The organism is Streptomyces sp. WAC03905 (assembly GCF_057371075.1).
Genome location: NZ_JBXYDZ010000003.1, coordinates 532763 through 554823, shown reverse-complemented (window position 1 = coordinate 554823; position 22061 = coordinate 532763). Strand labels below are relative to the sequence as shown.

The 22061-nt window shown below is 73.1% G+C and carries 25 protein-coding genes; 7 read left to right on the top strand and 18 right to left on the bottom strand.

Annotation, left to right across the window (positions count from 1 at the left end):
* Positions 1 to 20: 20 nt before the first annotated feature.
* Positions 21 to 452 (top strand): SsgA family sporulation/cell division regulator, encoded by a 432-nt coding sequence (locus AC2RP6_RS05520; RefSeq protein ID WP_486445134.1) that lies wholly within the window; start codon positions 21 to 23, stop codon positions 450 to 452.
* Between the two features lie 169 nt (positions 453 to 621).
* Positions 622 to 891 (top strand): hypothetical protein, encoded by a 270-nt coding sequence (locus tag AC2RP6_RS05515; RefSeq protein ID WP_486445133.1) that lies wholly within the window; start codon positions 622 to 624, stop codon positions 889 to 891.
* Position 892: 1 nt separating this feature from the next.
* On the opposite strand, the gene AC2RP6_RS05510 is transcribed toward AC2RP6_RS05515, so the two are convergent.
* Positions 893 to 1255: a helix-turn-helix transcriptional regulator gene (locus AC2RP6_RS05510; RefSeq protein WP_486445132.1), complete on the bottom strand. Its 363-nt coding sequence runs from the start codon at positions 1253 to 1255 to the stop codon at positions 893 to 895.
* A gap of 191 nt (positions 1256 to 1446) precedes the next feature.
* On the opposite strand from AC2RP6_RS05510, the gene AC2RP6_RS05505 reads away from it, so the two are divergent.
* Positions 1447 to 2367 carry a SigB/SigF/SigG family RNA polymerase sigma factor gene (locus AC2RP6_RS05505; protein WP_486445131.1) on the top strand — a complete coding sequence of 307 codons (921 nt, stop codon included), beginning with the start codon at positions 1447 to 1449 and terminating at the stop codon, positions 2365 to 2367.
* Between the two features lie 85 nt (positions 2368 to 2452).
* Positions 2453 to 3565, top strand: a complete 1113-nt coding sequence (locus AC2RP6_RS05500) for a mechanosensitive ion channel family protein (protein ID WP_486445130.1) — start codon at positions 2453 to 2455, stop codon at positions 3563 to 3565.
* Here the strand turns inward: AC2RP6_RS05500 and AC2RP6_RS05495 are convergent.
* From AC2RP6_RS05495 to AC2RP6_RS05455, 9 genes are all read right to left on the bottom strand, one after another.
* Positions 3546 to 4388 (bottom strand): class II glutamine amidotransferase, encoded by an 843-nt coding sequence (locus AC2RP6_RS05495; protein WP_486445129.1) that lies wholly within the window; start codon positions 4386 to 4388, stop codon positions 3546 to 3548. The genes AC2RP6_RS05500 and AC2RP6_RS05495 overlap by 20 nt on opposite strands.
* 176 nt (positions 4389 to 4564) lie before the next feature.
* On the bottom strand, positions 4565 to 4816 hold the full coding sequence (locus AC2RP6_RS05490; protein WP_486445128.1) for an EF-hand domain-containing protein: 252 nt from the start codon (positions 4814 to 4816) through the stop codon (positions 4565 to 4567).
* 92 nt (positions 4817 to 4908) lie between these two features.
* A complete protein-coding gene (locus tag AC2RP6_RS05485) occupies positions 4909 to 6138 on the bottom strand; it encodes a cytochrome P450 (RefSeq protein WP_486445127.1) in 1230 nt (409 codons plus the stop codon).
* 123 nt (positions 6139 to 6261) lie between these two features.
* Positions 6262 to 7314: a PI-PLC domain-containing protein gene (locus AC2RP6_RS05480; RefSeq protein WP_486445126.1), complete on the bottom strand. Its 1053-nt coding sequence runs from the start codon at positions 7312 to 7314 to the stop codon at positions 6262 to 6264.
* Positions 7315 to 7634: 320 nt separating this feature from the next.
* The gene (locus AC2RP6_RS05475) at positions 7635 to 8144 is read right to left on the bottom strand and encodes a hypothetical protein (protein WP_486445125.1); all 510 of its coding nucleotides are present in this window, start codon (positions 8142 to 8144) and stop codon (positions 7635 to 7637) included.
* Positions 8145 to 8266: 122 nt separating this feature from the next.
* Positions 8267 to 9196, bottom strand: coding sequence for a 2-dehydropantoate 2-reductase (locus AC2RP6_RS05470; RefSeq protein WP_486445124.1), 930 nt, complete (start codon positions 9194 to 9196; stop codon positions 8267 to 8269).
* A complete protein-coding gene (locus AC2RP6_RS05465) occupies positions 9193 to 10152 on the bottom strand; it encodes a DMT family transporter (RefSeq protein WP_486445123.1) in 960 nt (319 codons plus the stop codon). Before AC2RP6_RS05465 ends, AC2RP6_RS05470 begins: the two co-directional genes overlap by 4 nt.
* 64 nt (positions 10153 to 10216) lie before the next feature.
* Positions 10217 to 10951, bottom strand: coding sequence for a helix-turn-helix domain-containing protein (locus tag AC2RP6_RS05460; protein WP_486445122.1), 735 nt, complete (start codon positions 10949 to 10951; stop codon positions 10217 to 10219).
* Between the two features lie 56 nt (positions 10952 to 11007).
* Positions 11008 to 11550 (bottom strand): hypothetical protein, encoded by a 543-nt coding sequence (locus AC2RP6_RS05455; protein ID WP_486445121.1) that lies wholly within the window; start codon positions 11548 to 11550, stop codon positions 11008 to 11010.
* 109 nt (positions 11551 to 11659) lie between these two features.
* On the opposite strand from AC2RP6_RS05455, the gene AC2RP6_RS05450 reads away from it, so the two are divergent.
* Entirely contained in the window at positions 11660 to 12496 is an 837-nt protein-coding gene (locus AC2RP6_RS05450; RefSeq protein WP_486445120.1) for a class I SAM-dependent methyltransferase, read from the top strand.
* Here AC2RP6_RS05450 and AC2RP6_RS05445 read toward each other — a convergent pair.
* The 3 genes from AC2RP6_RS05445 to dacB all read right to left on the bottom strand — a co-directional run bounded on the left by AC2RP6_RS05445 (position 12493) and on the right by dacB (position 16639).
* The gene (locus tag AC2RP6_RS05445) at positions 12493 to 13584 is read right to left on the bottom strand and encodes an IS630 family transposase (protein WP_486445119.1); all 1092 of its coding nucleotides are present in this window, start codon (positions 13582 to 13584) and stop codon (positions 12493 to 12495) included. The genes AC2RP6_RS05450 and AC2RP6_RS05445 overlap by 4 nt on opposite strands.
* A gap of 207 nt (positions 13585 to 13791) precedes the next feature.
* Complete coding sequence (locus tag AC2RP6_RS05440) at positions 13792 to 14877, bottom strand: IS630 family transposase (RefSeq protein ID WP_486445118.1); 1086 nt, start codon at positions 14875 to 14877, stop codon at positions 13792 to 13794.
* A gap of 130 nt (positions 14878 to 15007) precedes the next feature.
* Positions 15008 to 16639 (bottom strand): D-alanyl-D-alanine carboxypeptidase/D-alanyl-D-alanine endopeptidase, encoded by a 1632-nt coding sequence (dacB, locus tag AC2RP6_RS05435; RefSeq protein WP_486445117.1) that lies wholly within the window; start codon positions 16637 to 16639, stop codon positions 15008 to 15010.
* Between the two features lie 162 nt (positions 16640 to 16801).
* Between dacB and AC2RP6_RS05430 the strand changes: the two genes are divergently transcribed.
* On the top strand, positions 16802 to 17020 hold the full coding sequence (locus tag AC2RP6_RS05430; protein ID WP_486445116.1) for a hypothetical protein: 219 nt from the start codon (positions 16802 to 16804) through the stop codon (positions 17018 to 17020).
* A 128-nt stretch (positions 17021 to 17148) separates the two neighbouring features.
* On the opposite strand, the gene AC2RP6_RS05425 is transcribed toward AC2RP6_RS05430, so the two are convergent.
* The 5 genes from AC2RP6_RS05425 to AC2RP6_RS05405 all read right to left on the bottom strand — a co-directional run bounded on the left by AC2RP6_RS05425 (position 17149) and on the right by AC2RP6_RS05405 (position 21561).
* On the bottom strand, positions 17149 to 17397 hold the full coding sequence (locus AC2RP6_RS05425) for a hypothetical protein (RefSeq protein WP_486445115.1): 249 nt from the start codon (positions 17395 to 17397) through the stop codon (positions 17149 to 17151).
* A complete protein-coding gene (locus tag AC2RP6_RS05420) occupies positions 17394 to 18266 on the bottom strand; it encodes an isocitrate lyase/PEP mutase family protein (protein ID WP_486445114.1) in 873 nt (290 codons plus the stop codon). The genes AC2RP6_RS05425 and AC2RP6_RS05420 overlap by 4 nt, the downstream gene beginning before the upstream one ends.
* A 220-nt stretch (positions 18267 to 18486) precedes the next feature.
* Entirely contained in the window at positions 18487 to 19920 is a 1434-nt protein-coding gene (locus AC2RP6_RS05415) for a carotenoid oxygenase family protein (RefSeq protein WP_486445113.1), read from the bottom strand.
* 191 nt (positions 19921 to 20111) lie between these two features.
* Positions 20112 to 20516 (bottom strand): hypothetical protein, encoded by a 405-nt coding sequence (locus AC2RP6_RS05410; RefSeq protein ID WP_486445112.1) that lies wholly within the window; start codon positions 20514 to 20516, stop codon positions 20112 to 20114.
* A 154-nt stretch (positions 20517 to 20670) separates the two neighbouring features.
* Entirely contained in the window at positions 20671 to 21561 is an 891-nt protein-coding gene (locus AC2RP6_RS05405; RefSeq protein WP_486445111.1) for an oxygenase MpaB family protein, read from the bottom strand.
* Positions 21562 to 21671: 110 nt separating this feature from the next.
* On the opposite strand from AC2RP6_RS05405, the gene AC2RP6_RS05400 reads away from it, so the two are divergent.
* Positions 21672 to 22022: an STAS domain-containing protein gene (locus AC2RP6_RS05400; RefSeq protein WP_486445110.1), complete on the top strand. Its 351-nt coding sequence runs from the start codon at positions 21672 to 21674 to the stop codon at positions 22020 to 22022.
* Positions 22023 to 22061: the final 39 nt, after the last annotated feature.

The following is a 22061-nucleotide window of genomic DNA, read 5'->3' as shown; positions in this document are numbered from 1 at the left end:
TCCCGCAGAGACGAGTCATCATGGACCACCTGCCCCACGTCCCCGAGCAGGAACTGACCTGGACGACCGAGATCCACCAGGTCCGCACCCGGTTGCGGTTCCCCCTCCGGGCCACGTTCCGGTGGTCGTCCGAAGACCCGCTGGAGGTCGGGGTCACCTTCCACCCGGTGGGCGCCGGTGACGTGACCTGGGTGCTCGGCCGCGACCTGCTGGCCAGGGGCCTGCGCACCCTCGCGGGCACGGGCGAGGTCCGGGTCCGGCCGTCGGCCGGGCCGGGCCGCGCGGGACAGGTCCTCCTGCGGCTGGGGACGGCGCCTCCGTACGCCCTCTTCCTGCTGGACCGGGCGGGGCTGGAGTCCTGGCTGGAGAAGACGTGGGCGGCCGTCCCCGCCGGCGCCGAAGCGGAGCGCCTGGACTGGGAGTTCTTCGAGGGCCTGCTCGCGGACCGCTAGCGGGTGCGTGCGGCAGGCGGCTGCTCTAGCGTCGAAGGAGGGGGAGGTCCGGCCGAGCCGGCCCGGTGGCGGTACGCCGGCCCCGGGTGCTCGGCGGCGCATCACCGCGCGGATCCGGAGGCATCCAGGTCGCGGGCCGCGTGACGAACCCCGAGAGCAGGTGTGTTCCATGCGTATGTCGACACGTGTCGCAGGCGTCCTCACCGGGCTGGCCCTCGCACTCGGCGGCGCGGCCCTCGCCCCGGCCGCGCACGCGGACGTCAGGGACTGCATCAACGTGGTCGAGGAGCAGCTGCAGGGCGGCGAAGCCCCCTCCTACGTGGTGACGGCCTGCGAGACCGCGCAGAGCGGTGGCCACGCCGGGTGTGTGACGGGTCTCACCAAGGGCGGCGGCGTGACGAACGGCACCGCGGTGACCGCCTGCTCGGCGGCACCGTAGGTCACAACAGGGGAAGGGCCCTGTCGTCGGGGACGCCCGCCGCCGGTCCGGGGGCGGGCGTCGGCGTAGCCGCGAGGTAGGCGAGGAGGCCGGCGATCTCACGGCCGGCCTCCGCCGGGTGGCGGAAGCGCGCGCCGGGGGCGATGGCGTAGCGGTTGCGCCGGCCGTCCCGGGTCCGGGTGAGGTACCCGTCGGTCTCCAGGTCCGTGACGATGGCCTGCACGGTGCGTTCGGTGAGGTCGCAGCTCGCCGCGATGTCGCGAAGCCGGACCCCCGGGTCGCGCGCGATGGCGATCAGGACCCGGGCGTGGTTCGTCAGAAAGGTCCAGTGGTTCCGGCGGGAACCCGTGTGCTCGTTCTCCACCCCGACATTCTCACAGTGGCGACTCGCGAAAAGCAAATCCAGAAAAGTCTTTCCGGTATAACTTGACGTGTGTCGGGCGTCCCCGGCAGGGTGCAGGGAAGCGGAAGGGGACTTCCGCAGCGACCGAGCAACGAGCGACCGTAGAGATCGCACAACGCGCCGCAAGCACCTGTGCCCAAGGAGCGAAGACGATGACCATGACGGCCACGACCGAGGCCACCACCTCGACGACCCCCACGACGCCCACCCCTGCCGGTGGCGCCGCGGCGGGACCCGCGATCAGCGGGCTGCCCGAGGTGCCCTGCCCGCGGGAACTGTCGACCGTCGACGCCCGGCAGCTGACCCGGCTGTTCTTCGAACGGCTCCGGAGCCTCGAAGAGGGAACCCACGAGTACCAGTACGTGCGCAGCACGCTGATCGAGATGAACATCTCACTCGTGAACTTCGTCGCCCGCCCGTTCCGCGACCGACCCGGCGGCCCCGAGAACGAGGACATCGTCCAGGTCGGCATCATCGGCCTCATCAAGGCCATCGACCGGTACGACCCCGACCGCAACACCCAGTTCACGACGCTCGCCGTGCCCTACATCACAGGTGAGATCAAGCGCCACTTCCGCGACGCCACCTGGGCCGTGCGGGTCCCGCGCCGGTTCCAGGAGCAGCGCCTGCTGCTCGCGAAGGCCACGGAGGAGCTGACCTCCGAGACCGACCGCGCGCCCACCCCGGCGGAACTCGCCGCCCACCTGGGCCTCACCGAGGACGAGGTCCGCCAGGGCCTGGTGGCCGCCAACGCCTACTCCACCCAGTCCCTCGACGCGCCCCAGTCCGACACCGGCACCGCCGGAGCCCCCGCGGGCGACCGGGCCACCCGCTCACTGGCCGAGACCGTCGGCGACCTGGACCCCGCCCTGGAGGCCGTCGAGGACCGCCAGGCCCTGGCACCCCTGCTCGCGGGACTGGACGAACGCAGCACCCGCATCCTGGAGCTCCGCTTCGGCCAGGAGATGACCCAGGCGGAGATCGGCGAGGAGGTCGGCCTCTCACAGATGCACGTCTCCCGGCTGCTCGCCCGCACGCTGGAGACCCTGCGCGCGGAGATGCTGCACGACTGACCGCGGTCGGAGGACCTCAGGGGGCCGGGCGGCCATCGACGCCCGGCCGTCCCGACCCGTTCCCGAGACCTGACACCGGGGAGTCATGAACAGCTTGCTCCGACTACTGGCCGTCCTGGGCGGCTCCGTCGTGCTCACCCTCGTCGTGGGCCGCCTCACCGACCTGCTCCTGCGGCGGGCGGACGCCCGCCACCCCGAGACCCCACTGTGGAACATGCTGCGCCGCTGCGGCCCGTCCGTGCGGGTCCTGCTCTTCACGGCGGTCCTGCGCGGCGCCTACCGGCAGATCGCGTGGCAGCCCTTGCGCGACCATGAGACCGCCGTGGGCCGCACCCTGACGCTCGTCCTGATCGGCGCGGGCGCGTGGTGCGTCGTCGGCGTCGCCTCCGCCATCGTGGAGTCCTCCTACGCCCGCTACGCGTTGGGCACCCGCGACCCCTCACGAGTACGCCGGGTCCGCACCCAGGTGACGCTCATCAGGAGGATCGTCACCGCCGTCGTCGCCGTGGTCGCCGCCGCGGCGATGCTGCTCACCTTCCCCGCCTTCCGGGCCGTGGGCACGTCCGTACTGGCCTCGGCCGGCATCATCGGCATCGTCGCGGGCGTCGCCGCCCAGTCCACCCTCGGCAACCTCTTCGCGGGCTTCCAGATCGCCTTCGGCGACATGGTGCGCATCGGCGACACGGTCGTCGTCGACGGGGAGTGGGGCGTGGTCGAGGAGGTGACGCTCACCCTGATCGCCGTGCGCACCTGGGACGAGCGCCGGATCACCATGCCCGTCTCGTACTTCACCTCGCGGCCCTTCGAGAACTGGTCGCGCGGCGGCGTCCAGATGACCGGAACCGTCTTCCTCCACTGCGACCACACCGCCCCCGTGCCCCTGATGCGGGAAAAGCTGAAAGAGATCCTGGACGGCTGCGAGGCATGGGACGGCCGCGGCTGGGACCTGTCCGTCACGGACGCGACCCCCACCACCATCGTGGTCCGGGCGATCGTCACCGCCCAGGACGCGGACCGGCTGTGGACCGCCCGCTGCGAGGTGCGCGAGCAACTGGTCGGCTGGCTCGCCGAGAAGCACCCGTACGCCCTGCCCCGCGTCGCCATGGCGGCCGCCGTGCCGTCGCCGGACACCCGTACGGACGCCGGCGACGATATGGGCGCCGGGGCCCGGACGGACGTCAGGCGGCCTGCGGGCTGAAGGCGTACAGGCCGTCCGCACCGGGCTGCACGATGCCGTAACTGCTCTCCGGCACCTCGTTCCACGCGCCGGGCAGATCGCCCAGGGGCTCGGACACGACCAGACGGGTCTCGTCGGACACGCCCTGGAGGAACGCCATGTCGGGGTGCAGCCTGCGCAGCGTGTCGACGCGGCTGCTGTAGAAGAGCGACCGCGAGGTGCCCTGGCTGGAGTAGCGGAAGGCCCACACGGTGGTCCCGTTGGTGACGGCCACGGTCATCTGCATCGGGAACTCCACGCCGTGCTCGTGGCCGATGCGCTCCACCACGCCGACCATCCTGGCGACGGCGCCCGGCGGGTCCTCCTCCAGGCCGAAGGTGAGCGCCAGGTAGAATATGACCTCGGAGTCCGTGGTGCCCTCGATCTCCCCGAAGAGCGCGGGGTCGACGAGCATCGCGAGGTCGCGCCGCATCCCGTGGAAACCGGCGACGGCTCCGTTGTGCATCCACATCCAGCGCCCGTGCCGGAAGGGGTGACAGTTCGTCTGCTGCACCGCCGTGCCCGTCGACGCCCGGATGTGGGCGAAGAACACGGGGGAGGTGACGTGGTCCGACAGCTCCCTCAGGTTGCGGTTGTTCCAGGCGGGACCGACGTCCCGCATCAGGGCGGGCGTACCGTCGCCGCTGCCGCCGTCCGGATACCACCCGATGCCGAAACCGTCACCGTTGGTGGTCTCCACGCCCAGCTTTGAATGGAGGCTCTGGTCGATCAGAGAGTGGGCGGGTTTGTACAGGATGGTGTCGAGCAGTACGGGGGTTCCCGAATACGCCAGCCACCGGCACATGTGCGATCACCTGACTCGTCCGCCCCGTCGGGGTTGGCCGTACCGCGGGCCGGCCGGGGCCGCAACCGCCCGCGGGGGCGCCCCGTCGCCCATGCGCCATTCTCCCGCCGCCCGCCGGGGGCCGCACGCGGACGGCCGCGCACCCGGCGGGCGCCCGTCCGCCGGGTCGGCGGCGGCTACCAGCCGAAACGCCGGTCGACGACGGCCGCGAACTCCTCGAAGCTCAGCACGCGGTCACCGTTCTGATCGGCCGCGTCGAAGAGGGCCGAGGACTCCTCGGTGTCGCCCACGCCCCAGAACGGGATGTCCCCCTGCGCGGCGAGGGTCGGCCCCTTGGAGCGCAGGGCGCCGATGACCTCGGCCCGGGTCAGGGTGCCGTCCTGGTCGAGGTCGAGGGCGTCGAACAACCGCCGGGCCTTCTCACTCATCACATGTCCTCTCAGCGGTGCACGCGCCGTCTCGGCCGACGGGTCCTGTACGCAAGGACGCGACGCGCCCCCGCGAGGTTGCCCGGTCGGGCTCACCAGCTCACGTGCAGGGTCTCCGGCGAACGGTGGATCAGCGTGGGCCGCATCCGCGGCCGCGGCCGGCCGGGGTCGGGGCGCAGCCCCGGCAGGCGGCCGGTCAGCAGCTCCAGGGTCAGCCGCAGCTGTTCGCGCGCCAGCCGGGATCCGGGGCAGCCGTGCGGGCCGTGCCCGAAGGCGAGGTGCTGCCGGTTCACGGGCCGGGTGATGTCGAACTCGCCGGGCCGTTCGTGGCGCTCGCCGTCCCGGTTGGCCGCCCCGAACGCCACCAGCACGGCGGCCCCGGCGGGCAGCCGCGTCCCGCCGAGGGTGACCGGCCGGGTCGTGGTCCTGCGGAAGGCCTGGATGGCGGTGTTGTGGCGGGCGGCCTCCTCAACCGCCGCCGGGATCAGCGAGGGATCGGCGCAGAGCATCCGCCACTGCCGCCGGTCGTCGTCGAGCAGGTGCATCAGTGTGGTTCCGATGAGGGCGCCGGTGGTGAGGAATCCGGCGATCAGCAGGTTCTGCAGGCTCGTCACCAGCTCGTGGCGCTGGTCCGGCGTGAGCTCGCCCGTACCGGGGGCCAGGGCGGCCACCATGGCCGAGCACAGGTCGTCGCGGGGGTGGGCGCGCCGGTCGCGCGCGTACCCGTCGAGCAGCTGCTGCAGTGCGACCACGTCCTCGGCGGCCGCGGCCTGGGCCTGCGGCGGCAGCGGCCGGAAGAGGAGCTCCTCGGCCCGGTGGCCCCCGTGCACGGCCGTGGGCACGTCGGCGGCATCCAGCCCGATCAGCCGCCCGACCACCATCCCCGGCAGCCGCTGCGCGTACGCCCCCACGAGCTCCGCGGACCCGTCCGCCGCGAAGCCGTCCACCAGCCCCGCGGCGCACGTCCGCGCGTACGGGACCAGCTGCGCCACCCGCGCGGCCGACAGCCCCCGGTTCAGCGGGGCCCGGTGCCGGCGGTGGGCCGCACCGTCCGAGGACACCACCGTGGGCCGCGGCCCGAACCCCCGCTGCAGGACGCCGAGGGCCGCCTCCGACAGCGGGACGTCCGGGAGCAGGGCGTTCGCCGAGGAGAAGTCCTCCGCGCGCAGCAGCACCTCCCGTACGTCGCGGTCGCGCGCGACCAGCCACGCGTCGAACTCGGGTACGTAGGTGAGCCCTTCGGCCCCGCGGGCCCGGTCGTACAGCGGGTACGGGTCGCGGTACAGCTCGTCACGCCGGGCCTGCTCGTCGTGCCACGACAAAGGGGACCTCCGGAGCGCTGGGGACGGGGTGGGCGCCGCCGCGTACGACCCGGCGGTGCGCCGGGTCATCCTGCCCGAAGCCGGTCCCGCCCGGTAGGGCGCGGGTCCGGAGCAAGTCCGCTGCTACCGGATCGCGTTGAGTTCGGCGACGATCGACGCGGGCGTGTGACCGCTGGTGTCCGACAGGCGGTGGAAGTCGACCGAGACGAAGTTCGGGGACCGGCCGCCGGCCGCGGGCCGGCACTGCTCGGCGATGCGGTTCCTGAGTTTCGCGCCGTTGTCCAGGGCCGCCGTCAGCACGGTCGGCACGTTGCGGTGGTGGCTCATGGTGAACAGGCGCCGGAAGCCGGGCTCCTGCCGGTCCAGCGGCACGTCGGGCCAACGGGTCACGCAGGACGTGTCGTTGCCGAGGTCCCCGAGGCTCCAGTAGTTGCTCACCGTCCACGACCGGTCGTACATGACGCCCAGGTTCTCGCGGTCGGACCGGTCGGAGAAGATCAGCAGCCGCTTGTCGGAGGTGACGAGGTCGGCGACCTTCGGCCAGCCGTTCTGCCGTACGCCCCACTCGTCCGGCCGGAACACCAGGTCGGACAACCCGCGGACCCGGCCCAGGGACGAGGCGAGCTGGTCGGCGCTCACGTAGTCCTCCAGGAAGACGGTCACCACCTCCTGGGGGTGGGCTGCGAGGAAGTCCACCACGGTCTGCATCGTGCCGTGGAAGGACTGGCGCGGCAGGGCGTACGTGGCGCCGGCGAAGGTCTTGCAGTCGCCGTGGCACAGGTAGACGTCGCTGGGGTAGCAGTCGCTGCCGAAGCTGATGACGCACAGCCAGGTGCTGCGCTCGTACCAGTGCGTGTCCAGGCTGATGCCGCGGACGCCGCCGTCGAGCTGGGCGCGGACCGATTCGGACTGGTTGACGGAACTCCAGCGGGAGTCCTCGTAGTTGGTGAAGGCGTTGTGGGTGGTCAGGAAGGAGACCTCGTCGAGGCGGCGGTCGCCCCAGCGGGCGGCCGCGAGGGCGGCCGGGGTACCGGTCGCGGTCGCGGGGGCGGTCGGGGCCGCGGCGGTGGTGGTGGCGGTCGCGGTGGTGGCGGTGGTCGCGGTGCCCAGCAGAGCCAGCAGGAGGAGGCACGCCGCGGTGCGCCGGGCGCGGCTCCTCCGGAGCGCACCGCGCATGCGGCCGCGGAATCCCGTCATTATCATGCCCATGTCAATCATGGCGGGAGGTTAGCGTGCGGGCCGCCGTTATACCTCCCGGTGGACGTGTGCCGGATGTCCTCTCCTCGGCCGGGCCGGAGCCGAGGGTGTCGGCCGTGTGCCCGGACAGCGAGGCGCTGATCGCCGCCGTCGGGACCTGCTCGTGCGCGCCGGAAGGGGCTGCGGGGGCGGCTGGACCTGTCGAGCGCTCCGTCCGCCCCGCCCCACCGCGCCCGGTCGCACCCGTCGCCGCGGCCGGGCGCCGGGACGGGCCGCCGGCCCGGGGCGTTCGCGGGGGCTCAGTAGCGCAGGGCCGTCGCGGTCTGCGCCGTCACCGTGCCGGACAGCTTGTGCGTACTGCGGGCCGTGCCCCGGCCCGTGCCCTTCCCGGCGACGTCGGAGACCGTCACGACCACGGTGTCGACGAGGTTGCCGCTCTCGTCCTTGAACTCGACCTGCACCGCGAAGGACTTGGCCGCGTCGTCGGTGTTCCGCACGGTCACGGGGACCGTCGTGTAGCCGTCCGCGTCCGTGGCCACCGTGCCCAGGGACACCTGTTCCTCGGCGTCCACTCCGTCCTTGACCTCGGAGAGCTTGTCCTTCGCGACGGCGGCCGCGGACTCGGCGGCCTTCGCGGCCTCGGAGGCGGCCGACGAGACGGCCTCACCGGCCGACTTCACCGCGGACGCGGCACTGGAGACGGCCCCGGCCGGGTCGCCGTCGCCGCCCGAGCAGCCCGCGGCGCCGAACGCCACCGCCGCCAGCACCACGCCTGCCGCACCACGCATCCACGCGACCGTCGCCACCACGCCTCCAAGGGTGTTCCGGGTCTCCCAGTCAACGGCCCGCCGCCCCCCGGATGCCCCCTGGGCGGGGCAACCGGGTGAGGAGCCGCCGCAGCGCCGGCGCCCGGCGGCGCGGGGCGCCCGGCTCAGGGACGCCCGGCGGCCAGCCGGTGCTCGTGGACGCGCAGGTGCAGCGCGGCCAGGTCCAGCAGGGGAGTGGCCACCCCCAGCGCACGGGCGCGCACGGTGAGGTCGGTCAGTACGTGGTCGGCCTCGGTCGGTGCCCCGGCGACCAGGTCGCGGTACAGGGACGGGGTGAGGGGCGAGCCGGGGGCCGTCACCGTCGCCGCGGTGAAGGCCAGCTCGGCCTCCGGCACCGGATACCCGGCCGCCCCGGACACCGCCGCAGCCTCGGCGAGCAGGGACCTCCCCAGGGCCGCCCCGCCCGCGACGGCGTTGACCTCCCCGACGGTGCCGCGCATCAGGCAGGTGACGGCGACCAGGGTCGAGATGAAGACCCACTTGTGCCACATGGCGGCGACGATGTCGCCCGTCGGCGGCGAGTCGATGCCCGCTCCGGTCAGCACCGCGCGGACGGCGTCCACCCGGTCCGAGGGGCGGCCGTCGAGCTCGCCGGTCAGGACCACCGCGGGCGGGGCCATGCGCAGGATGTCGCCCTCCTCGTTCAGGGTGGTGACCACCTTCGCGACGCCGCCGAGGACCGCCCCGGGCCCGAGGCGCGCGACGAGCGCGTCGAGCTGGGCCACGCCGTTGAGCAGCGGGACGACGGCGGTCCCGGGCCCGACGGCCCGCTCGATGTCCGCCAGCGCCGGGTGCAGGGCGGTCGCCTTCACGGAGAGCAGTACCAGGTCGTAGGGGCCGCCCGGCGCGTCGGCCGTCACCAGCTTCGGCGCGAGGCGGAGCTGCTCCCCCTGGCCGTCGACCCTCAGGCCGCGGGCCGCCAGGGCCTTCGCGCGGGCCGGGCGGACCAGGAAGGAGACGTCCTGGCCGGCGTGCGCGAGCCGGGCGCCGAAGAAGCCGCCGACGGCGCCGGCGCCGACCGTGAGGATCCTCATGTGCGGGTGCCTTTCGTGGGAGCGGCCGGAGCGCCGTCGACGGCACTCCGCGGGGAGCGGGGGGAGCGCGGCGCGTACCGGGAGACCGCCACGCCGGCCAGGCACAGCAGTCCGCCGAGGAGGGTGAGCAAGGCCGGTACCTCGCCCAGCAGGGCCCAGCTCAACAGGACGACGATGGCCGGGACGGCGTACGTCGTCGCTCCCAGCCGGCCGGCGGGCATGCGCGCCAGGGCGTAGGTCCACGTGGTGAAGGCCAGGGCGGTGGGGACGACGCCCAGGTAGACCATGTTCAGGGTCGCGGAGAGGGGCGCCCGGGGCAGTTCGCCGAGCAGCTGACCCGTGAACGGCAGGCAGACAGCGGCGCCGGTCATGCAGCTGTACGCGGTGATCTGCAGGGGCGTCCCGTAGGAGAGGGCGGGCTTCTGGGCGATCACGCCGGTCGCGTAGGCGACCGCCGCGAGCAGGCACAGCGCCACCCCGAGGAGTGAGGTGGAGCCGCCGTCGCCCGACGACATCGACAGGCCCACCACGACCGCCCCGACGAAGGAGACGGCCATCCCCGCCAGCAGGCGGGGCGGCAGCGCCTCGCCGAGCAGGCGGGCCGCGAGCAGGGCCATGAGGATGGGCCCGGTGTTCACGAGCAGGGACGCCGTACCGGCGTCGACCAGCCGTTCGCCCCAGTTCAGGGCCACCGTGTAGCCGCAGAACCACACCACGCCCGAGATCAGGATCCCGCGCCAGGCCTCGCGGGGCGGCAGGCCCTGGCGGCGGATCAGGAGCAGGACGCCGAGCACCAGGGAGGCGGCCAGCAGCCGGCCGAGGGCCAGGGCGCCGGGGGAGTACGCGGCGCCCGCGCTGCGGATGGAGACGAAGGCGGAGGCCCAGGCGAACACCGTGAAGGTGACGGCGCCGACCGTGAGGACGCCGGGCGGGACAGGACTCGAGCGGAACGTCATGGCACCACTCTACGGCCGCAACATTTCGGCGTCGACCGAAATAAAGTCTTCGGTGGATCGCCGTCTAGGCCCATGTCCGAGAGGTGATACCCAGCAGGCCGTCGAGGGCCCGCTCGCCGGCCGCGGTCACCTCCAGCGCCCGGCCGCCGCCCGGCGGGCGCACCACCCAGCCCTCGGCCAGGGCCCGTCCGCACAGCCGCGCCCCGGCCAGCCCGCCCAGGTGGCGACGGCGCTCGGTCCAGTCCAGACAGGAACTCGCCGGCCGCCTGCGGCCGGCGCCGGTGAGGTCGATGCCGGTGTCTGCGCACCAGAGGCGCCCGGCCTCCGTCAGTTCGAACACGCCGTCCGTGCGCAGCAGTCCGCGCCGCTCCATCGCGTCGGTCACCGCCATGCCCAGCCGCCCGGCGAAGTGGTCGTAGCAGGTCCGGGCCCGGGCCAGCGGATCCGGTGCGCCGACCACCGGAACGGCGTGCGCGGCGTCCCGGTCCGGCACCGCGTGGCAGGCGAGCTCGTCCAGCAGTCGGGCGGTCGCGGCGTCGGCCACGCGCACGTAACTGTGCCGGCCCTGCCGCTCGGTCACGCAGATGCCGGCGTCGAGCAGCCGGGTCAGGTGGCCGGAGATGGTGGAGGGGGCCACGCCCGTGATCCGGGCCAGCTCACCGGCGGTCCAGGCGCGGCCCTCCAGCAGCGTCATGCAGATGGAGGCCCGGGTCTCGTCGGCCAGCGCGGCGGCGAAGGCCGCCAGTCGGGCCGCGGGAGCCGGGGCGTCCGCGGCCGGCTCGGGGTGCAAGGCGTTCATACGTCCAGGATGCCCGATGATTTCGGCATACGACGAACCATTCCCCGCAGTCGGGTTCAGTGTCCGGCCGCAGCCTTCACCAGGGCCACGGCCAGGCCGATGGCGGCGTCGAGCGCGCCGGCCAGCAGGGCGAGGGCCCCGCCGCCGCCCATGCGGACGCCGCCGTACCAGCCCCAGCCGAAGAGACTCGCGACGCTCACGCCCGCCGAGGCGTACAGGGCGGTCCCCAGGTCCATGACCCCCAGCGCGGAGGAGGCGATCAGAATCAGCGGGGCGACGGCGGACAGCAGCAGGGGACTGCTGACCCACAGCATGTGGCGCAGCTCCGCCCCGGTGGCGAGCCGGCCGTGGACCACGCGGTGGGCCTGCTGGTCGGCGACGAGCGAAGCCAGCCACAGCCCGGCGGCGGCGGTCAGCACCGTGGCCGCGGTCCCGGCGGCGTCGGCGTGCTCCGAGACGGCCAGACCGATCACCACGGAGATCATGGTGATGGTCGCGTACAGCCGTTCCTTCAGCCGCGCGGCGGCGGCCGCCGCCCCATCGGCGCCCGCCCCGCCACCCCCGGCAGCCCCTCCGAACCCGGCATCGGCATGATCCATACCGCCACCCTATGACCGGACGGCCGGACGCGCCCTCTGTCCTGACGGGGTGTTACGGGCCACACTGGTGGTTCAGGGGCGGGACGCGCCCTGATGAGGAGGCGGTGGCGTGGCGTCGGAAGATCCTGCGGAGCGGTCCGCCCCGGCGGTGCGTCCCGAGGTGTGGGAGACGTACGGACCGGCCGATCTGAGTGCGGTGCCGGTGTTCGCCGGAGGGTTCATCAACTTCGGCTACTGGCAGTCCGTCGACCTCGACGGGCCGCTCTCGCAGGAGGACCGGATCCGTAGCGAGCGGGACCTCTACCGGCACGTGCTCGACGCGGTCGCCCCCGGCGGCGGCCGGGCCGTGGAGGTCGGCTGCGGTCTCGGTCTCGGGTGCGCCCTCGCCCTCGACGAGTACGGGCCCGCCCAGGTCACCGGGGTCGACATCCACCCCCAGCAACTCCAGCGGGCCCGGGTGGCGAACTCCCCGCTCCTCGCCGCCCGGCCGCGGCGGCTGCACTTCGCACTCGGGGCGGCGGAGAGCCTCCCGCTCGGCGACGCCGAGTTCGACTGCCTCTACAGCGTCGAGGCGGTCCAGCACTTCCCGGACCTGCCGGCCTTCGCCCGGGAGGCCGCCCGGGTGCTGCGCCCCGGCGGGCGGATCGCGGTCGCCGGCTTCTTCAGCACCGACGGGGTGCCCGCGCCCCAGGAGCGGCTCGCGGGGCTGCTGGAGACGTTCGCCAGCGGACTCGACATCGCCCGGCCGGTCTCCCGGCTCGCGCAGGCCCTCACCGACGCCGGCTTCGGCGACGTCCGGGCCGACTCCATCGGCCCCCAGGTCTGGCCCGGCTGGGACCGCTGGCTCGCCCGCCTCTGGGCCCCCGGCACCTGGCCGCGCAACTTCATGGCCGCCTGGGAGCAGCGGATCCTGGACTACTACCTGGTCACGGCCGCCCGTCCCTAGTCTTCTGAGTCAGGAATTCTGTTCAGATAGCTGGTGAGGCGTTCAAGGATTTCGTCCGCGGTCCTGGTCCAGACGTAGGGCTTGGGATCGCTGTTCCGCGCGGCGATCCAGGTCCGGATGTCCTGTTCCAGGGCCTGGACGGTCTTGTGAACGCCTCGCCGTATCTGCTTGTTCGTCAGCTCCGCGAACCATCGCTCCACCAGATTCAGCCAGGACGACCCGGTGGGTGTGAAGTGCAGGTGGAATCGGGGATGGGCCAGCAGCCAGGTCTTGATGGCCGGGGTCTTGTGGGTGGCGTAGTTGTCCAGCACCAGGTGGACCTCCACACCGGCCGGGACTTCCTTGTCGAGCTTGATGAGGAACTTCTTGAACTCCTCGGCGCGGTGGCGGCGGTGGAGTGAGCCGATCACCTTGCCGGTGCCGACCTCGAGGGCGGCGAAGAGGGTGGTGGTGCCGGCGCGAACGTAGTCGTGCGTGACCCGCTGCGGGACACCGGTCATCATCGGCAGGACGGGCTGCGAGCGGTCCAGCGCCTGGATCTGGGATTTCTCGTCCACGCAGAAGACCAGGGCCCGCTCCGGCGGGTCGAGGTAGAGGCCGACGACGTCGTGGACCTTGTCGACGAAGTACGGGTCCGTCGACAGCTTGAAGGTTTCCGAGCGGTGCGGCTGCAGGCCGAACGCCCGCCAGATCCGTGACACGGTCGACTGCGACAGGCCTGTCTCCTTCGCCATCGACCGCGTCGACCAGTGCGTGGCGTCCTTCGGTGTCGACTCCAGCGTCCTGGTGACCAGCGCGGCGACCTGCTCGTCCGTGACCGACCGTGGACCGCCGGATCGCGGCATGTCTGCGAGGCCGGCGATCCGGTGCTCGACGAACCTCGCACGCCACCGGCCCACCGCATGCGCGGTCGAGCCGAGCCGGGCTGCCACGTCCTTGTTCGAAGCGCCTTCCGCACAGGCCAGAATGATCCGGCAGCGAAGTGCCCACGCCTGCGGCGTGGAACGGCGCCGCACCCACTCCTCGAGTGCGGCCCGCTCCTCATCCGACAACGTCAACTCGGCCTTCGGCCGCCCCGTCCGCGCCATAAACCAAGCCTACACATCTGAACAGAATTCCTGACTCAGAAGACTAGGTCCTGTCGTCGAAGTGGCGCCGGTCAGGCCCGCGGTGTCCGGTGCCGTGCATCGCAAGGCGGAGGGGCGCCCGAGTACTGGACGTACTGGGGCGCCCCGACAACGCGGCGAGGTGCGGTGCCGGGCGCCGCGGGCCAGGTGCAACTTTGACGACAGGGCCTAGTGATCTGGTTCGGAGATGCGTGAGCAGTAGCGGCAGATCCGGTCGAGTATCTGGTCGGCGGTCTTGGTCCACTTGAAGGGCCGGGCGTCGTCGTTCCAGACCTTGATCCAGCCTTCGAGTGCGGTTTTGAGGTCGTCGAGTGAGCAGAACACTCCGCGCTCCAGGCAGCGCCGTTCCAGCTCGGCGAACCACCGCTCGACCTGGTTGATCCACGACGAGTACGTGGGGGTGAAGTGGAGCTGGAACCGGGGGTGCGCCAGAAGCCACCTGTGCACCACCGGCGCCTTGTGGGCGGAGAGATTGTCGCAGATCACGTGGACCGCCAGGCCCTTGTCGGTCTGGCGGTCGATCTCGTCGAGGAAGTCCCGGAAGTCCACTGCCCGGTGCTGCGCGGACAGTTTCGTGATCACTTTGCCCGTCGCGGTGTTCAGGGCGGCGAACAGGTCGACGGTGCCGTGCCGGACGTAGTCGAAACTGCGCCGCTCGGGCACCCCCGGGATCATGGGCAGCACCGGCGCGGTCCGCTGAAGGGCCTGGATCTGCGGTTTCTCGTCCACCGCGAAGACCACCGCGTTCGCCGGCGGAGCGAGATACAGGCCGACGACGTCGCGGATCTTCTCGATCAAGAACGGGTCCGGGGAGATCTTGAAGGTCTCGGTCCGCCACGGCTGGAGGCCGAAGGCATGCCAGATCCGCAGCACACTGGCTGGCGAGATGCCCACGGCCTTGGCCAGTTCCCGCTTGGACCAGTGCGTCCCGCCAGGAGGGGTTTCCTCCAGGGTGCGGACCACCACCTCTTCCACCTGGGCGTCGGTGATGGTCCGCGGGACCCCGGGCCGCGGTTCGTCCGCGAGTCCATCGAGCCGGTCTCGCAGGAACCGGGCCCGCCACTTCGCCACGGTGCCGCGGTTCACTCCCAGCCGGGCGGCCACCGCCAGGTTCGGCCCACCCTCCGCGCACGCCAGCACGATCCTCGCCCGCAGGGCCAGACCCTGCGCGGTCGCCCGGCGCTTGACCCAGTTGCTCAACACCTGCCGCTCGGCCTCACTGAGGACCAGCGGCTCCAGCCTGCTGTCACCCACAACCCACAGCACACCGAAGCCGGCCAGCGCCCGTCAGCCAAACCCGCGAATTGGTACGCAAAGCGACTCACGTGGTGCCGAATCAACTCACGACCAGATCACTAGGGGCGGGTCGCCGGCGCCAGGGCCGTCACGGCGTGGGCGGCGCCTCCTGGAGGTAGGCGGCGATCAGGGCGAGGTCGTTGGCGATGGACACCACGTCCTGGGTGTCCGGGCCGGGGGTGGAGGCGCCGTTGACGCCCGCGTAGAAGGGGTCGAAGCGTCCGCCGCCGCGGTCGAGGTACCCGGCGATGGTGATGGCCCCGACGGCCAGCCGGTCGTTGAGGTCGTCCGGGCCCACCGCCGCTCCGGTCTTGCCGAACACCTTCCCGCGCGCCGGGCAGTCGCGGCAGTTCTCGGCCAGCAGGCCGTCGACGCCGAGGATGGGCAGCGCCTCGCGGAAGAGCCGGGCGTCGGGGGTCCGCTGCCAGTACGCCAGCATCTGCACCAGCGCCGCGGGCGTGGCCCGGTCGGCCGGGTTGCCGCCGCGGCCGTCCGCCAGCTGCAGCTGCTCGCGGTCGACGCCCGCCTCGTCCAGGAAGTCGGCGAGCACCGGGAAGCCGTCCGCGCACCGGTGGCTGCCGGTCGAGACGGCCATCAGGCAGATGCCCAGGTTGGCGCCCAGGTTGTGGCTGACCTTGAGGATCAGCTTGGCGTACTGGGCGTAGGGCGGGGAGGTGTACGCCGCCACCCGCGGGTGGCCGTCGTAGTCCCGGGGCAGCCGGGCGACCGGATTGGCCCCGGCAGGGTCCGCGGTCACCTCCACCCCCGCGCGGTCGAGGGCCTGGATCAGCGCCGCCCGGCCGAACGCCGCCGGGTCGGCGATCGGGGACGTGCGCAGCAGGGGCTCGGCGTCCGCCGCGATCGTACCGGTCAGCCGGATCCGGGTGCCGCCGTCGGTGGCCGTCACCGTGATGTCGGTCGGCTTGCCGGCGGCGACCGTCTTCACCGTGGAACTGACCTGGTACGGGGCGACCTTGGGCCGCCAGTCCAGCCGGGCGGCGGCGCCCGCCGCGTCCCCCGGCGTGGTCAGGAGGTCGATCAGGTTGTCGTTGATGATCATCGGGGTGGGTACGGGATCGAGTCCGGGGTCGGGAGCGAACAGCCGGCTGTCCACGATCACGTCCCCGTCGACACGGGTGATCCCGGAGGCGCGCACCTGCCGGGCGAGCTCGTCGATTCCGGCCAGGGGGTTCTCCGGGGTCAGGGTCGCCCCCGTGAAGACGTCGGCGTAGGTGTGGTCGAGGTCGGTGTACGCGACCGTGCCGTCGGGGCGCGTCCTGCCGCCCATGGTGAGGTCGCCCTGGGCGACGAGGTCGAGGTCGCCGGTCAGGGTGGCGCCGTTGCGCTCGCCGACCGCGTGGACGGGGGTCACGAAGCGGTGTGCGGAGCCGAGGGTGTGCCACGGACCGGAGACGCTGACCAGCTTGGCGGTGGACCCGGGGACGAAGAACTGGTCGGGGTACATGCTGTGCACCACGCGACCGTCGTCCGGCCCGGTCTGCAGCAGGCCCCACTGCGCGTTGCGGTACTCAGGCTTCCGCATGATCTCGGTGATGCGCGGGTCGAGCCCGTCGTCCCCGCCGCCGGACGCGGTGGGGGAGGGCACGGGGGTCGGGTCAGCGCCGTTCGCGGTGCCCGGGGCCAGCGCCAGGAACAGGGGCGCGGCGCAGGCGGCGGCCAGGCCGCGGCGCAGCGCGATGGGGGGCTTCGGTCCGCTCACAGCGCGCTCCGTTCGTCGCGGCTGCCTTCCCCGAGGTCTGAGAACAGCGTGGCACGGCCGGTAGCGGCATGCATGTCACCGTCGGCCGCACCCACCCGGGTCAGGCCGCACCCACCCGGGTCAGTCGGTGTGACCCCCGCCGGGCAAGATCGTTCACAGGGCATGCGACTGAACGTACGAACCGCCGCCCTTGCCCTGGCCCTCGCGGGCTGTGCCCTGTCGGCCGCCACCACCGCCCACGCCGCGGGCCCCGCCTCCGCCCCGGCCGCCGTCACCGCGGCGTCCGTGCCGGCCGACGGCCCGGCCGACGAGCTCACGGACGACCTGACCGACAACCTCGGCGACGTGGTCGAGGACCTCGACCTGTCGGGTGAGGACTGACGCGCACAGGACTGACGCGCACAGGACTGACGCGCACAGGACTGACGCGTACCGGAACGCCGGGCGGCCGGCCCCGCCGCAGCAGGGCCGGCCGTCGTCGTCGGGCCGGGCGGAGACACCCCGTCCGGTCAGTCGTCGTCGGGGCGCACCGCCCCGACGAGGGTGGCGAGCACCTCGACGGCGCTGCCGTCGTGGTCGCTGCCCGCGGTCCCGCTCCCGCTCTGGAAGTTGGCCGCGCGGTCGACCTCGACCACGGAGTCGGAGTGCGAGTTGTCGATGACGGTGATCAGGCTGCCGCTCGCGGCGGCCGGTGTCGCGCCGCCGCCGATGAGGGCCACGGCGAGCGCGGCCGCCGCCCGGATGCGCGCGCCCGTCACACCTTCACGCTCTCGCGCGCCACCGGTACGGGGTGGTGGCGCGAGATGTTCTTCGCCAGCAGCCGGGTGGACTCCCCGACCCCGATCTCCTCGCCGTCGTTCGCCGCGGGCAGCCGCCCGTCGGCGAGGCGCAGTTCGGCGAGGGCGGTGTCCATCGCCTTGTGCGCGGCGAACAGGCACGGGGTGCTGTAGATGGCCACGTCGACACCGAGGTCGGTCAGTTCGGTGAGCGAGAGCCTCGGTGACTTGCCGCCGGCGATCTGGTTGAAGAGCAGCGGCTTGGCGCCCACGGCTTCGCGGATCCGCTCGATCCACTCCACGCTGCGCACCCCGTCGACGAGCACGACGTCCGCGTCGGTCGCCGCCAGGGCCTGCGCGCGGTGGACGATGTCGGCCTCCTCCGTCGCGTCGGTCCGCGCGACGACGACCAGGTCCTTGCGGGTCGCCAGCACCATTTCCAGCTTCTCCAGGTACTCCGCCAGCGGGAGCACCTGCTTGCCGTCGGCGTGCCCGCACCGCCGGGGACGCTTCTGGTCCTCCAGGATGACGCCGGAGGCGCCCATCCGTTCCAGCCCCTCCACCACGTGGCAGGCCACTTCGGGGTCTACGTACCCGTCGTCGATGTCGACGAGCAGGTGGTGACGGGGGAAGGCGCCGCGCAGTCGCTGGACGAAGGCCATCATGTCGGGCCAGGCGATGAATCCGATGTCGGGCAGCCCGTAGTGGGAGGCGGCGAACCCGAAGCCGGACACGAACATCCCGTCGTAGTGCCCGGCCGCCACGGAGGCCGAGTACATGTCGTACACCCCGATGAGCGGTGTGGTGCCCGGCATCGCGATCTGTTCCCGCAGCTTGTTCCCGTAAGTCATCGTTCGGTTCCTCCGAGGGAGCGCATCGGCACAGGGAGGTGAAGAGCCGCTCCACCAGGACTCTTTACCTGAATCAGATCTTTCCTTGGTGAAGTGCAGAACTTTCACGGATGAAGCCTTTACTCACCCCGATGGCGCAGCCGGTTCACCACAGAAACGTCACTTGAACATCAGGTGAGGCAGCCGTGAGAGGGGGACGGAGACTTCCGCGCAAGTGGTTTCATTCCTCGGTCGGCAGCCAGTTGCCGTGCAGTCCGAGGGGTACCCGGACGGGGATGCGGACGCGGGCCACCGGGCCCGGTGCGGGGTCCTCGGCGGGGATGACGAGGAACCAGCTCGACCCGTCCGTACGGTCGGTGGCGAAGGTCAGCCAGTGGCCGTGCTCCGCGGAGTCCAGGCCGGGCTCGGGCGCGAAGACCGGCTCGCCGACCGAGAGGTCGCCGGCGTCCCAGACGCGCGAACTCCCGGTCTCCGTGTCGTACCAGAGCACGGCGTCGTACTCGCCCGGCAGCAGGTCCGTCCGGCCGGTCTCGGTGGCCAGCGCGGCGTACCGGTGGCGGCGGCCGATGAGCCGGTCGTCGACCCGGGGGAACTCCACCCGCGCGTCGGCCAGCGGGGTGCGGGCCATGCGGCCGGCGCCCGGCTCGATGCGCGCCCGTACCAGACTCCCGCGCACGGGCCCGGCCGCCGCGCCGGGGTGCCCGCCGACGGTCAGGCTGCTCCATTGGACGTAGTCGAGGACCACGGGGGCGTCCTCCCCGGGGCCGTCGTCGTAGGCGTTGACGGTGTGCCACAGCCAGAAGGCCTCGTCGGAGGCCCAGCGCAGCGGACCGCCGTCACGCGGGATCAGCGCCACCCGAGTGCCGCGCTCGGGCCGCCAGTCCAGGAACGAGCCGCCCGCCATCGCCGCGGCCAGGTCGAAGAAGGCGGGTGCGAGGACGAGCACGGCGTATCGCGCGGTCAGCGCCATGTCGTGGATCATCATCGGTTCGTCCACGCCGTCGACGGGAGTGGGCCCGCGCTGGACGGCGCCGTCGCGACCGATGACCGACCAGGTCAGGTACGGCGGCTCCAGGCCGTAGCAGAAGACGACCATCTCGCCCGTGACCGGGTCGACCTTGGGATGGGCGGTGATGCCCGCGGGCAGCGCCCCGTCGAAGTCCTCGCGGCCGACGGTCGCCAGGGCCGGGTCGATCCGGTACGGGCACGCCGACTCGGCGAGGGCCAGCATCCGTCCGGCGTGCCGGACGACGTTGATGTCCGGCATGTCCCGGAAGGTGCCCGCGAGTTCCGGCCCCACCTCGTCGGCACCCGGCATGATCATCGACTCCAGGCCCCCCCACAGGGCGTGTCCGGCCCGCTCCTCCGCCTCCAACGCGGGGGTGCGGACGAAGCGGTTGCGGTAGCGGGCGCGGCCCCCGGAGACCCAGACCCCGTGCAGCATGCCGTCGCCGTCGATGGGGTACAGGTACGAGCCGATCGGGGCGAACCGCGGATTGGGGCCGTTGCGCAGGTACAGGCCGTCCAGTGAGGGCGGGAGTTCGCCCGTCACCTCCAGGTCGGCCGCGTCGACCTCCTCCGAGACCGGGGCGAACGACCCCAGCAGGTGCGGGACGCGGGTGGGGTCGAAACGGGGCGGCGTGTGCGTGTTCACGGAACCTCCCGACGTAGGCCCGGCGGGGTCCCGGCGACCGGAGGGGCCCCGTACGGGCGCGCTGTCGCAGCACCTTCCAGTGAAACGCGGTACCGGTACGGGTGCCAGACCGGGGGCCGGGGGCGGGCCGGGGGCCGCCCGGCCCGCACACCGTACGGCAGACCCGGCGCCCCTCGGCGGCGTCAGGGAGGTCAGGCGGGCGCGAACAGGTCCGCGAGCGCGTCGTCGAGGACGAAGCCGTTGTCGAGCCGGACGCGGACCGTCGTGCGCGGCCCGTGTTCGCCGTGGGCCCTCCACGCGGGCTCCAGCGAGGCGATCCGCTCCGCGAGCTGCTGCCTGCTCGCGGGCGGCATCTGATGCCCGAAGTCGTCCATGAGCGCCGTCAGCCGTACGTACTCGCGGACCTCATGGCTCTGCTCGCGTTCCCGGGGCGCGTCCACCCGCTCCACTGTGCCCGCGGTGCCCGCGGCGAGGGCGAGCGCGCCGACGACGGGGTAGTCGGCCGCCGGGGAGGGCGCGGCCGTGACGGCCGTCCCGGCCAGCCTGAGGTCTGCCGCCAGCGTGACCCGCTGGCCTTCCTGAAGCGGGGGTGTCATCGGTCGTTCACTTCTCCGGTCGGGTCGCGGTGGCGGCGGCTGCGCCCCAGTGTCCCACCCTGCCGCTGGGCGAAGATCGGGCATCGCGCGCTCCCGAGCCCGGCCGCCCGCCCGCCCCCGGCCCGGCCGCCCGGCTGCTCAGCCGCAACGCCACTCACCCGCGCCGCGACGGAGGCGGCGCCGGGGGCAGGGCCCAGCGGATCGCCCGGGTCACCGCGTGGCCCCCCGCACGGGCGGCCGGGCCCGGGATCCGCTCGGCCGCCGCACCCGAGCCGCAGACCACGGCCTCCCGGGCCCACGGCGGCAGCAGGTCCACGGCGGCCGCCGCGAGCAGCGCGTACGGCAGCCGGGCGGGGCCCGGCAGCGGCGGATCGGTCAGCAGGAAACGCGCCGTGTCCCGGGACGCGGCCGTCGGGCGCAGGCACGGCCGGAACCACGCCATCCGCGAGGTCAGTTCCCGCACGTCCCGCGGCGGCCGGTCCGCGCCCAGCGCCCGGGCCACCCGCGCCGCGTCGGCGAGGTAGGCGTCGCAGCCCGCCGCGTCCAGCGGGTGCCTGCCGTACCGCTGGTGGGCGCGCAGGAAACAGTCCGCCTCGGCGATGTGCACCCAGGCCAGCAGCTCCGGGTCGTCCGCCCGGTACGGCACTCCCTCGGCCGTCCGGCCGCGGACGCGGGCGTGCACCTCGCGGACCCGCGCCACGGCCGCATCGGCATCCGCACTCGTGCCGAAAGTCGTGACCGCCAGGAAGGTGCTGGTCCGGTGCAGCCGCCCCCACGGGTCCCCGCGGTACCCGGAGTGCGCCGCGACGGCGGCCATGGCCACGGGGTGCAGGGACTGCAGCAGCAGCGCGGCGAGGCCGCCGACGAACATCGACGCGTCCCCGTGGACCCGCCGGACCGGCCGGTCCGGGGCGAACCATCGGGGGCCGGGGGCGGAGTGGATCCGCTCCCGGTTGCGGGCTCCGTCCGGCCCGGCGACGCGCAGGAACACCGCCTCGCCGGCTTGCCGCCGGATCCGCCGGACGGCCGTCGTCGGGCTCGTCATGCGCCCAGTATGCGCCCGGCGGCGGTCCGCGGTCCCATGGACGGTAGGGCGGCCGGAACGATTGAGGAGGGCCGCTCCGGGCAGGTGCCCGGTGTACGAGGAGGTACATCATGGCTGCCGAGGACGTGCCTGTGACGGAGGGCGACGCCGGCACCGGGCACCACGACCACTACGTGGTGCGGGTGAGCGGCGAGATGGACCTGGACCACGCGGGCGACCTGCGGGAGACGCTCGCCGCCGCGCTGTCCCGGGCGCCCGAGGGCGCCGAGATCATCGTGGACCTGCGGAACTCCTCCTTCTGCGATTCCACGGGTCTCAACACGCTGCTGGCCGCGCGGCGGCAGGCCGCCCGGACGGGACACGTCCTGCGCCTGGCCGCTCCCAGTCACCAGCTGTTGCGTCTGCTCGACCTCACCGGGTCCAGCGGATCCTTCCCCCTGGACGCCTCCGTGCCCGGCTGAGTGCACCGGGGACGGTGCGCCCCCCAGCCGGCGGCACGC